The organism is Streptomyces sp. NPDC029014 (assembly GCF_055564695.1).
In genome coordinates, this window is sequence record NZ_JBVHVT010000147.1 from 1 (window position 1) to 11,072 (window position 11,072).

Sequence of the window (11,072 nt, forward strand, 5' to 3'; positions counted from 1 at the left end):
CAGCCGGGCCTGGGCCCCGTCGTGCAGGTCCCGCTCGATGCGCCGCAGGTCGGCGGCGGCGGTGTCGACGACCACCCCGCGGTCCGACTCCAGCTGTGCGATCCGCCGCTCCAGTTCGTCCGACGGCGACAGCAGGGCCCCTACCAGCGCCCGGTCCACGTTCGTCAGCGCCCGCGTCAGGTACGGCAGCACCGGCCAGAGCATGAACAGACCGACCAGCGTTACCGTGAAGGTGAGCACCCCCCACGGCAGCCGGACCAGCTCGTACAGGGCGCTCCGCCAGGCCACCGGGTCCTTGACCGCGCTGAAGAGCCACGGGAAGAACCCGCCGGCCCGCCCGGGACCCGGCAGCGGCGTCGGCTCCTCCACCCGCACGCCGAGCAGCAGCCGGGCCCGCGTCCGCTCCAGCCGTCCCACCTGCCGAGATCCGGACAGGCCGAGGGCGAGCAGCGGAAGGCCGACCACGGTCACGGACAAACCACCCGCGATCGACAGTGCGGCCACGGTGTAGACGAACCCGAACAGGGTGGCCGGCAGATTGCTCAGGAGATGGGCAACCTCCTTCCACGTCGCGGCTCCCAGGGCCGCGCGGACGGGAGGGGGGCGGTCGTTGTCGGGGGCCGGGGTGCTCGTGGTCATGCGGCACAGCCTGCCAATCCCGCCGGGCCGGTGCCATGGGGAGGCCGGGCCGCAGTAAACGGGGGATAACCCCACCCTGTGTGAAGCAGGCCCTAGACTCCCGTCCGTACCAGATCGTCGACAGTGGCCAAGGAGCGAGGAACGGACGTGCCCGACCCAACGGTATCGACCGTAACCGTGCTCGCGGCGGACTATTTCCGGAGTTATTCGGTCGTCGGCCTGCTGGCCGTGATCGGTGTGCTCTTCGTGGCCGTCGCCTTCGGCGCGGGCCGGCTGCTGCGCCCGGTCGTCCCGACCCCCGAGAAGCTGCTGACGTACGAGTGCGGCGTCGACCCGGTGGGCGAGGGCTGGGCGCACACCCAGGTCCGCTACTACGTCTACGCGTTCCTCTACGTGATCTTCGCCGTCGACTCGATCTTCCTCTTCCCGTGGGCGACGGTCTTCGCCGCCGAGGGCTACGGCGCCACCACGCTCGTGGAGATGTTCCTCTTCCTGGGCTTCCTCGCCGTCGGCCTGCTCTACGCGTACAAGAAGGGCGTCCTGGAATGGACGTGACACCCGAGCCCCAGCTGCTGCCCGAGCCCCGCCGCCTCGGCGTCCTGTCCCGGCTGGCCCCCGAGCCGATGAAGGTCGTCCTGAACTGGGGCCGCCGCTACAGCCTGTGGGTCTTCAACTTCGGCCTCGCCTGCTGCGCGATCGAGTTCATCGCCGCCTCCATGGCCCGGCACGACTTCATCCGGCTCGGCGTCATCCCCTTCGCGCCCGGCCCCCGCCAGGCCGACCTGATGATCGTCTCCGGCACGGTCACCGACAAGATGGCCCCGGCCGTGAAGCGGCTCTACGAGCAGATGCCCGAGCCGAAGTACGTCATCTCCTTCGGCGCCTGCTCCAACTGCGGCGGGCCGTACTGGGACTCGTACTCCGTCACCAAGGGCGTCGACCAGATCATCCCGGTCGACGTCTACGTCCCCGGCTGCCCGCCCCGCCCGGAGGCGCTGCTCCAGGGCATCCTCAAGCTCCAGGAGAAGATCGCTCGGGAGTCGCTCGCCGAGCGCTACACCCAGGGGCCGTCCGTCGCACAGCTCACCAGCGGCCTGGTCACGCCCCCGCCCGCCCCGGGAGCCGGCGCATGAACCTCTACGACTCGCTCCCCGACGCCGCCGCGACGGTCTTCGTGCCGGAGGCCGTGGCGGAGGTCGCGTACGACGTCCTCACGGTCGACGTGCCCGTCGGCAGCTGGATCCCCTCCCTGGAGATCGCCCGGGACAAGCTGGGCTGCACCTACTTCGACTGGCTGAGCGCCGTCGACGAGCCCGGCACCGGCTTCCGGGTGTGCGCGCACGTGGTGTCGCTGGAGGACCACCGCGTACGGCGGCTGCTGCTGCGCACGACCGTCCCGCACACGGCGCCCTCCCTGCCGTCCGCGGTGGCCGTGTACGCCGGAGCGGCCTGGCACGAGCGCGAGACCTACGAGATGTTCGGGGTCGTGTTCACCGACCACCCCCACCTGGTGCCGCTGCTGCTGCCCGAGAACTTCGAGGGGCACCCGCTGCGCAAGGACTTCGTCCTCGCCGCGCGCGTCGCCAAGGCCTGGCCCGGTGCCAAGGAGCCGGGCGAGGGCGCCGACGCCGAAGGCGGCCCCAAGCGACGGCAGATGCTGCCGCCGGGCGTACCCGACCCCAACGACTGGGGCCCGCTCAAGGGCCAGCTCCCGCCCGCCCCGGCCCGCCCGGCGCGCACGCCGCGCGCGGCGGGCGCCGGTGCCGCCGCCCGGACCCCGCGCGAGGGCGCCCCGGTCCGGCGGACCCGCTCGGTCGCGCAGGGCTCGGCCAGCCAGACCGCCGAAGGCACCCCCGCAACCGGAGCCGCCGCTCCCGATGCGGCCGCCGGGACGCCGACCGCCGCCGAGGCCCCGGCCGCCCGGCCGGTGCGGCGCACCCGGTCCGCGGCCGACGGCTCGGCCAGCCAGGCGGCACCCGCCCCGGCGGACACCACCGCCCCGGACGCCGGGGCGGAGCCGCCGGCCCGCCCCGCACGCCGTACGCGGTCCGCCGCCGACGGGTCGGCCAGCCAGGCCGCGCCCGCCGCCCCCGGTGCCGCGGACGCAGCCGCCGGGGCCGAAGGCGCCGAGGCCCCGGTGCGGCCCGCACGGCGTACGCGGTCCGCCGCCGACGGGTCGGCCAGCCAGGCCGCCGGAGCCACCGGCGACGCGGGCGCGGCGCGGAAACCGCCCGCGCGGCGGAGCTCGGACGCGCCCTGGCACGATCCGAAGCCCGCCTTCGACGAGGGCGCACCGGGCGAACCGCCGGCCGGGCCACCCCGCAAGGCCGGACCCGACCCGGAGACCACCCCGGACCGGACCCCCGACCGGGCCCCCGACACCACCCCCGACGACGCAGACACCGGAGGCGACGCGTGAACGACGTACTCGACGTCGGCCTGCGGCTGCTCCTCGTCTTCGCCGTCTTCCTCGTGCTCCCGCTCGTCGTCGGGCAGACCGAGCACAAGGTGATGGCCCACATGCAGGGCCGCCTCGGACCCATGTACGCCGGCGGCTTCCACGGCTGGGCCCAGCTCGTCGCCGACGGCGTGAAGTTCGCGCAGAAGGAGGACGTGGTCCCGGCCCAGGCCGACCGCCGCATCTTCCAGCTCGCCCCGGCCGTCGCCCTGCTGCCCTACCTCCTTGTCCTCATCGCCATCCCCATCGGGCCCGGCGAAGGCGCGGTCGGCCAGGTCATCGACGCCGGCCTGTTCTTCGTCCTCGCCGTCATGGGCGTCGGCGTGCTCGGCAGCCTGATGGCCGGCTGGGCCTCCGCCAACAAGTTCTCCCTGCTCGGCGGCCTGCGCACGGCCGCCCAGCTGCTCGCGTACGAGCTGCCCATGCTGCTCGCCGCCGCCTCCGTCGCGATGGCCGCCGGGACCGTGTCCCTGCCCGGCATCGTCGACGCCTTCCAGTGGTGGTGGCTGCCCTGGCAGATCACCGGCGCGCTCGTCTTCTTCACCGCCGGCCTCGCCGAACTCCAGCGCCCGCCCTTCGACATGCCCATCGCCGACTCCGAGATCATCTTCGGCGCGTACACCGAGTACACCGGGCTCCGCTTCGCCCTGTTCCTGCTCGCCGAGTACGCCGGCATCGTCGTGCTGTGCGCCCTGACCACCGTCCTCTTCCTCGGCGGCTGGCACGGGCCCTTCGGCGGCGGCTGGGGCTGGACCCTGCTGAAGACCGCCGTCCTCGCCTTCGTCGTCATCTGGCTGCGCGTCAGCTACCCGCGACTGCGCGAGGACCAGCTCCAGAAGCTCGCCTGGACCACACTCATCCCCCTCGCGCTCGCCCAGATCGCGCTCACCGGCATCGTGAAGGTGGCGATCAGCTGATGCCCATCCCCGGATCCGGCCTCGCCAAGGGCCTCGCCGTGACGCTGCGCACGATGACGAAGCGCTCGCACACCGCCCAGTACCCCGACGTGCAACCCGAACTGCCGCCCCGCACCCGCGGGGTCATCGGCCTGTTCGAGGAGAACTGCACCGTGTGCATGCTGTGCGCCCGCGAGTGCCCCGACTGGTGCATCTACATCGACTCCCACAAGGAGACGGTGCCCGCCGCCACCCCCGGCGGCCGCGAGCGCAGCCGCAACGTCCTCGACCGCTTCGCGATCGACTTCTCCCTCTGCATGTACTGCGGCATCTGCATCGAGGTGTGTCCCTTCGACGCCCTCTTCTGGTCGCCGGAGTTCGAGTACGCGGAGACCGACATCCTCGAACTGACCCACGAGCGCGACAAGCTGCGCCAGTGGATGTGGACCGTCCCGGCCCCGCCCGCCCTGGACCCGGCCGCCGAGGAGCCCAAGGAACTCGCCGCCGCCCGCAAGGCCGCGGAGAAGGCCGAAGCGGCCGCCGCGGCAGCCGAGGCCGAGGCCCGGGCCGCCGCCGGCTCCGCCGGACCCGCCGGACCCGCCGCGCCCGGGACCGGTGCGCCCACCCCTGGGGAGGCAGACGCGTGACCCCCGCACTCACCCTGGCCGCCGCCGCCGCGGCGACGGCCACGGCCGACCGCGGGTTCCTGTCCCCGACCGGCGTCGAGATCGCCTTCCTCCTCGTCGGCCTCGCCACCCTCGGCGCGGCCGTCATGACGGTCACCACCCGCCAGCTCGTCCACGCCGCCCTGTGGCTGGTCGTCGCGCTCGGCGGGATCGCCGTCGAGTACCTGCTGCTCACCGCCGAGTTCATCGCCTGGGTCCAGGTCCTGATCTACCTCGGCTCCGTCGTCGTCCTGCTGCTGTTCGGGCTGATGCTCACCAAGGCGCCCATCGGCCGCTCCCCGGACGCCGACTCCGGCAACCGGTGGGTCGCGCTCGGCGTCGCCGCCGTGGCCGCCGCCGCCCTCGTCTGGGTCGTCGTCGACGCCTTCCGCACCACGTGGATCGACCTCGACGGGCCCGTCCAGGGATCCACCAAGGTCTCCGGCGAGATCCTCTTCCAGCACTGGGTGCTGCCCTTCGAGGCGCTCTCCGTCCTCCTCCTCGCGGCCCTCATCGGCGCCGTCGTGCTGTCCCGCAAGGACACCGACGCCCCCGCGGCGCCCGCCGCCGGCGCAGCGCCCGCCACCGCCGCCACCCCCGTCACCAGCGACAAGGGGACGCGCTGATGCACCTCGCCTACCCCGCCGTACTCGCGGCGCTGCTGTTCTGCACCGGCCTGTACGGAGTCCTGGCACGCCGCAACGCCATCCTGGTCCTGATGTCCGTCGAGCTCATGCTCAACGCCGTCAACCTCAACCTGGTGGCCTTCGACGTCTGGCTCCGCGACACCCTGCACGCCGGCCAGGCCCTCACCCTCTTCACCATCGCCATCGCCGCCGCCGAGATCGGCATCGGCCTCGCGATCGTGCTGATGGTGTACCGCAACCGGGGCACCTCGGACGTCGACAGGCTGCGCGACACCCTCGAGGGCCACGAGCCCGTCCCCGCCGACCCCCTGCACCCCCGGAGCGAGGCCACCGCGTGAGCACCACGACCCTCGCCGTCCTCGTCCCCCTCCTGCCCTTCCTGGGCGCTGTCGCGGGACTGCTCCTCGGCCGCGCCGCCCCCGGCTTCGTCCGGCCGCTCGCCGTGCTCCCGGCCCTGGCCTCCGCCGTCCTGGCCGTGCTCGTCGCCGTCCGGCAGGGCGGCGGACAGCCCATCGAGACCGCGACCCAGCTCACCCCGACCGGCTCCGTGCCGATCGACCTGTCGCTGTACCTGGACGGCTTCGCCGTGCTGACCGCCGTCCTGGTCGGCATCGTCTCCACCTGCGTCCAGCTGTACTCGACCGCGTACCTGCGCGAGGACCCGCGCTACCCCTCGTACGCCGCCCTGGTCTCCCTGTTCACCGCCGCCATGCTGGTCGTCGTCTACACCGGCGACCTGATGGTGCTGCTGGTCGGCTGGGAAGTCATGGGCATCTGCTCCTACTTCCTCGTCGGGCACTACTGGGAGACCGAAGCGGCCCGCTCCGCGTCCCTGAAGGCCTTCCTCGTCACCAAGCTCGGCGACGTCCCCTTCCTCATCGGCCTGTTCGCCCTCGCCACCGACGCCGGGTCCTTCCAGATCACCGAGGTCCTCGACACCGTCGCCCGCGGCGGGCTCGACCACCCGACGCTGACCGCGCTGCTCCTGCTCGCAGGCGTCGCCGGCAAGTCCGCGCAGTTCCCGCTGCACACCTGGCTCCCCGACGCCATGGCCGGCCCCACCCCGGTGTCCGCGCTGATCCACGCCGCGACGATGGTCGCCGCCGGCGTGTACTTCGTCGCCCGGCTGCTGCCCGTGTTCACGGCCTCCGCGGCCGCCCTGGTCGTGATGGCCGCCATGGCCGCCACCACCATGATCGGATCGGGCCTCGCCGCCCTGGCCCAGGACGACGTCAAACGCGTCCTCGCCTACTCCACCATCGGCCAGCTCGGCTACATGACCGGCGCCCTCGCCGTCGGCGACCGCAGTGCCGCCGTCTTCCACCTGCTGTCCCACGGCGCCTTCAAGGCGCTCCTCTTCCTCGGCGCCGGCGTGATCATCCACGCGGCCGGCACCAACTCCCTGGCCGCCATGGCCCGCATGGACGGCCTCGCCAAGCGCATCCCCGACGCCTTCTGGACCATGACGATCGGCCTGCTCGCGCTCGCCGCGATCCCGCCGTTCGCCGGCTTCTTCTCCAAGGAAGCCGTCCTCGTCGCCGCCGAGCGGGCCGCGGCCGGCCACACCGCGTCCGTACCCGGCGCCGTCGGCTGGCTCGTGCTCGTCGCCGGACTGCTGACCGCGCTGCTCACCGCCGCCTACGCCACCAGGCTGTGGCTGATGGCCTTCCGCGGCAAGGGCGCCCCCGCCCCCGACCACGGCAAGGAGCCCCTCGCCATGACCGGCGTGCTGTGGCTGCTCGCGGTCCCCTCGGTCGCCTTCGGCCTCGCCGCCGTCCCGCTCGCCGACTGGTTCGACGGCGGGCAGCTCACCCCGACCCCGGCCACCGTGCTGCTGAGCACCGGCGCAGCCGCCGTCGGCGCCGTGCTGACCTACGCCCTGTGGCAGCGCGCCGCAGCCCGGGCCGCCGCCGGCACCTTCCGCGAAGCCGCCGTGTCCGCGTCCGTCGCCGCCGCGGAATCCGCCGCCGAGACCCCCGAGGTCGCCGAGGTCACCCACGACCACCCCGCCGTCCCGGCCGGCCCCGCCCCCGATCCCGGGCGGGCGCTGCTCGGACCGCTGCACCGGCACGCCGCCGTCGGCTTCCACCTCGACGCCGTCTACGACCGGCTCCTCGTCCGGCCCGTCCGCGCGGCCGCCGGCCTCGTCCGCTTCCTCGACCGCGAGGTCGTCGAGACGTACGTCAGCGGCGCGGGCGCCGGCCCCCGGCTGCTCGGCAGCCTCGTCCGCCGCGCCCAGACCGGCAACGTGCAGACCTACCTGAGCGCCCTGTTCGCCGGAGCCGTGGTGCTGGCGATCGCCACCGCCGTCCTCGCCAACGTCAACGCCGGATCGTGAGCCGTGAGTCAGCCGTGATCGATATCAGCCCGACCGTGATGCAGTTCCTGCTGGCGTTCACCGTGGCCGCACCGCTCCTCGGTGCCGCCGCGGCCCTGCTGCCGGCCCCGCCCGGCCTCAAGGGCCGGAGCCCCGAACAGGCCGTGCTCCGCCACGGCGTGAGCGTGACCGGCGCGGTCCTCGTCGCCGCGCTCGCCCTCGCCGCGGGCTTCGACCACGACACCCCCGGCCGCTTCCAGGCGACCACGGACCTCAGCTGGATCCCCGCCCTGCACGTCCGGATCCACCTCGGCGTCGACGGCATCTCGCTCCCCCTCGTCGTGATGACCGCGCTGCTGTTCTTCCTCTGCGCGCTCTACAGCTACTTCAAGCCCCCGGCGGGCGCCTCCCCGAAGGCCTTCGTCGCGCTGCTCCTCGTCCTGGAGACCGGCACCCTCGCGACCTTCGCCGTCCTCGACCTGCTGCTGTTCTTCCTCGCGTTCGAGACGGTCCTCATCCCGATGTACTTCCTCATCGCCCGCTGGGGCGGTGCCGGGCGGCGGGCCGCCGCCTGGAAGTTCATCCTGTACACCCTCCTCGGCTCCGTCGTCATGCTGCTCGGCCTGCTGCTGATCGGCCTGAACAGCGGCACCTTCGACATGGTGGCCCTCGCCGAGGACAACGGCCGCGGGCTCACGCACACCACCCAGCTGCTCGCCGCCCTCTCCATCGGCATCGGACTCGCCGTCAAGACCCCGATGTGGCCGCTGCACAGCTGGCTGCCCGACGCCCACACCGCCGCCCCCACCGTCGGCTCCGTGCTGCTCGCCGGTGTCCTGCTCAAGATGGGCACGTACGGGTTCGTGCGCATCCTGCTGCCCGCCACCCCCGAGGGCATGGCCGCCCTCGCCCCGTACCTGGGAGCGTTCGCGGCCGTCGGCATCGTCTACGGCTCCCTCGCCTGCCTGTGGCTCGCCCGCAAGGGCAACAAGGGCGACCTGAAGCGGCTCATCGCCTACTCCTCCGTCGGCCACATGGGCTTCGTCCTCCTCGGCATCGCCTCCATGACGCCCACCGGGGTCAACGGCGCCCTCTTCGCGAACGTCGCCCACGGCCTGATCACCGGCCTGCTCTTCTTCCTCGTCGGCGCACTCAAGGACCGCTACGGCACCGCCGACCTCGACACCCTCGCCGGAGCCACCGGCGCCGCCCTCTACGGCCGCGCCCCCCGCCTCGGCGCACTGCTGGCCTTCGCCGCCGTCGCCTCCCTCGGCCTGCCCGGCCTGGCCGGGTTCTGGGGCGAGATGCTGGCCCTGTTCGGCGCCTTCGAACCGGCCGAGGGGCTGTCCCGGCCCGCCTTCCTCACCTGGATGGCGCTGGGCGCCTTCGGCACCCTGCTCACCGCCGCCTACCTGCTGATCGTCGTACGGCGGGTGTGCATGGGCGACCCCGCGCAGCAGCCGCGGACCGGGGTCGGCGCCGTGCCCGCCCTCGCGGACGTCCAGGGGTACGAGTTCGCCGCCTGGACCCCGCTCGTCGCCCTCACCGTCCTCGCCGGCCTGTGGCCCGCGGTCCTCCTCGGCCTCACCGATCCGGCCGTCCAGAAGCTCCTCGCAGGAGGCAACGCATGACGGCCCTGATCACGGCCGCGGCCACCGTCATCGGTGCTGGCACGGCCACCACCACCGCCGCCTCCGCCGGTGCCGGCACGGCCACCGCCGCCTCCGCCGGTGCCGGCACGGCCACCGCCGCCGGAGGCTCCGCGGCGAGCCTGGTCCAGAGCGTCGACTGGCTCGCGATCATGCCGGTGGTCATTCCCGCCGCGGTCGCGCTGGTCGTGCTCGTCGCCGACCTCTTCCTCGCCGAGCGCCGCAAGCCGCTGCTCGGCTGGGCCTCCGTGGCCGGCCTCGCCGCCGCCACCGCCTCCCTGCTGCCGCTGCGCGCCGGCGACCGGGCCACGTTCTGCCTCACCGGCGACCCGGCCGCCTGCAGCTACACCGCCGACCACTTCACCCTGGTCATCCAGTTCCTGGTGCTGGCCGGCGCCCTGGTCACCGCCCTGCTGTCGGTCACCGCCGTCCACGACGCGCGCATGCCGGCCGGCGAGTACTGGTTCCTGCTGCTCTCCTCCGCCGCCGGCGCGGCCCTGCTGCCCGCCTCCCGCGACCTCGCCACGCTGATCGTCGCCCTGGAGGTCGCCTCCCTGCCCGCCTTCGCCCTCGTCGGCATGCGCCGCGGCGACCGGCTCTCCTCCGAGGCCGCCCTCAAGTTCTTCCTGTCCTCGGTCACGGCCACCGCCGTCTCCCTGTTCGGCATCAGCCTCGTCTACGCCGCCACCGGCTCCCTGCACCTGGTGCAGGTCGCCGACCGGCTGGAGGACGTCCCCGGGCAGCTCGACACCCTCGCCATGGTCGGAGTCGCGCTCACCCTCGTCGGCTTCGCCTTCAAGACCGCGGCCGTGCCCTTCCACTTCTGGGTGCCGGACACGTACGTCGGCGCGCCGCTGCCCGTCGCCGGCTACCTGTCGGTGATCGGCAAGGCCGTCGGCTTCACCGGCCTCATCCTCGTCACCGTCGTCGCCTTCCCGGCGTACTCCGACGTCTGGGGCCCCGCCCTCGCCGTCCTCGCCGCCCTGACGATGACCCTCGGCAACGCCGCCGCGCTGCGCCAGTCCGCCGACCGGCCCGGCGGCGCCGTACGGCTGCTCGCCTGGTCCTCCGTCGGCCAGGCCGGCTACCTGCTCGTCCCGATCGCCGCCGCCGCGTACTCCGGCCGCGACCAGATCGGCTCCACCGTCGCGTACGCCCTGATGTACGCCGCCGTGAACCTCGGCGCCTTCTCCGTCGCCGCCCTCGTCGGCCGCACGAAGCCGCTCCAGCGGATCCGCGACTACCGCGGCCTGTACGCCGAGCGGCCGGCCGCCGCCCTCGCCCTGGCCTTCTTCCTGCTCTGCCTGGCCGGCCTGCCGCCCGGCATCATCGGCCTGTTCGCCAAGGTGGCCGTCTTCGGCTCCGCGGTGGACGCCGGCCTGGGCTGGCTGGCCGTGGTCATGGCCGTCAACGTCGTCATGGCCCTGTACTACTACCTGCGCTGGACCGCGGTGCTCTTCCGCGCCGCCGAGCCGCTCCCGGCCGCCGCGGGGACGGACGCGGGGACGGACGGCGCTGCCGCCGCCGGGGTCCGGACCGGGACACCGTGGCCCGTCACCGTCGCGATCGCGGTCACGGCCGCCGTCTCCGTGGTGCTGTCGGGCGCCCCGCAGCTGGTGCTGCGCTTCGCGGCGGGCGGCCTCTTCCCGCTGTAGGCCCTGCCCTCACCCGGACGGAGCAATCCCGCCCGTGCCGCGGCCGCCCCGGCCCCCCAGGGGGGGGGGGGGGGGGGTGGCCCAGGAGAACGGACGCCCCCCCACCCACTTGACAAAAAAAGAAAGGCCCCCTGGAACCGGGGCCC

The 11,072-nt window shown here is 73.8% G+C and carries 11 protein-coding genes; 10 read left to right on the forward strand and 1 reads right to left on the reverse strand.

What is annotated here, in order from left to right:
• Nucleotides 1-639, reverse strand: a 639-nt coding sequence (locus tag ACZ4VL_RS39215; protein WP_468210366.1) for a sensor domain-containing protein, incomplete at its 3' end; no start/stop codon positions are given.
• Nucleotides 640-786: 147 nt separating this feature from the next.
• On the opposite strand from ACZ4VL_RS39215, the gene ACZ4VL_RS39220 reads away from it, so the two are divergent.
• The 10 genes from ACZ4VL_RS39220 (at nt 787) to ACZ4VL_RS39265 (ending at nt 10,926) form a co-directional block, all read left to right on the forward strand.
• A complete protein-coding gene (locus ACZ4VL_RS39220; RefSeq protein ID WP_361090824.1) occupies nt 787-1,194 on the forward strand; it encodes an NADH-quinone oxidoreductase subunit A in 408 nt (135 codons plus the stop codon).
• Nucleotides 1,185-1,772, forward strand: coding sequence for an NADH-quinone oxidoreductase subunit B (locus ACZ4VL_RS39225; RefSeq protein WP_385673160.1), 588 nt, complete (start codon nt 1,185-1,187; stop codon nt 1,770-1,772). Before ACZ4VL_RS39220 ends, ACZ4VL_RS39225 begins: the two co-directional genes overlap by 10 nt.
• Complete coding sequence (locus ACZ4VL_RS39230; RefSeq protein ID WP_468210371.1) at nt 1,769-3,058, forward strand: NADH-quinone oxidoreductase subunit C; 1,290 nt, start codon at nt 1,769-1,771, stop codon at nt 3,056-3,058. The genes ACZ4VL_RS39225 and ACZ4VL_RS39230 overlap by 4 nt, the downstream gene beginning before the upstream one ends.
• Nucleotides 3,055-4,014 carry a complex I subunit 1/NuoH family protein gene (locus tag ACZ4VL_RS39235; RefSeq protein WP_468210374.1) on the forward strand — a complete coding sequence of 320 codons (960 nt, stop codon included), beginning with the start codon at nt 3,055-3,057 and terminating at the stop codon, nt 4,012-4,014. Before ACZ4VL_RS39230 ends, ACZ4VL_RS39235 begins: the two co-directional genes overlap by 4 nt.
• Nucleotides 4,011-4,640: a NuoI/complex I 23 kDa subunit family protein gene (locus ACZ4VL_RS39240; protein ID WP_468210386.1), complete on the forward strand. Its 630-nt coding sequence runs from the start codon at nt 4,011-4,013 to the stop codon at nt 4,638-4,640. Before ACZ4VL_RS39235 ends, ACZ4VL_RS39240 begins: the two co-directional genes overlap by 4 nt.
• Nucleotides 4,637-5,284, forward strand: coding sequence for an NADH-quinone oxidoreductase subunit J family protein (locus ACZ4VL_RS39245; protein WP_468210377.1), 648 nt, complete (start codon nt 4,637-4,639; stop codon nt 5,282-5,284). Before ACZ4VL_RS39240 ends, ACZ4VL_RS39245 begins: the two co-directional genes overlap by 4 nt.
• Entirely contained in the window at nt 5,284-5,643 is a 360-nt protein-coding gene (gene nuoK, locus ACZ4VL_RS39250) for an NADH-quinone oxidoreductase subunit NuoK (protein WP_468210380.1), read from the forward strand. The genes ACZ4VL_RS39245 and nuoK overlap by 1 nt, the downstream gene beginning before the upstream one ends.
• The gene (locus tag ACZ4VL_RS39255) at nt 5,640-7,643 is read left to right on the forward strand and encodes an NADH-quinone oxidoreductase subunit 5 family protein (protein ID WP_468210383.1); all 2,004 of its coding nucleotides are present in this window, start codon (nt 5,640-5,642) and stop codon (nt 7,641-7,643) included. Before nuoK ends, ACZ4VL_RS39255 begins: the two co-directional genes overlap by 4 nt.
• Nucleotides 7,644-7,657: 14 nt before the next feature.
• The gene (locus ACZ4VL_RS39260; RefSeq protein WP_468210389.1) at nt 7,658-9,253 is read left to right on the forward strand and encodes a complex I subunit 4 family protein; all 1,596 of its coding nucleotides are present in this window, start codon (nt 7,658-7,660) and stop codon (nt 9,251-9,253) included.
• 170 nt (nt 9,254-9,423) lie between these two features.
• Nucleotides 9,424-10,926, forward strand: coding sequence for an NADH-quinone oxidoreductase subunit N (locus ACZ4VL_RS39265; RefSeq protein WP_468210392.1), 1,503 nt, complete (start codon nt 9,424-9,426; stop codon nt 10,924-10,926).
• The last annotated feature ends 146 nt before the right edge of the window (nt 10,927-11,072 follow it).

Bases quoted from the DNA above. Each gene is read 5' to 3' on its own strand.
- ACZ4VL_RS39225 (WP_385673160.1), top strand. From the start codon at position 1,185: ATGGACGTGACACCCGAGCCCCAGCTGCTGCCCGAGCCCCGCCGCCTC.
- nuoK (WP_468210380.1), top strand. From the start codon at position 5,284: ATGCACCTCGCCTACCCCGCCGTACTCGCGGCGCTGCTGTTCTGCACC.
- ACZ4VL_RS39230 (WP_468210371.1), top strand. From the start codon at position 1,769: ATGAACCTCTACGACTCGCTCCCCGACGCCGCCGCGACGGTCTTCGTG.
- ACZ4VL_RS39265 (WP_468210392.1), top strand. From the start codon at position 9,424: ATGCCGGTGGTCATTCCCGCCGCGGTCGCGCTGGTCGTGCTCGTCGCC.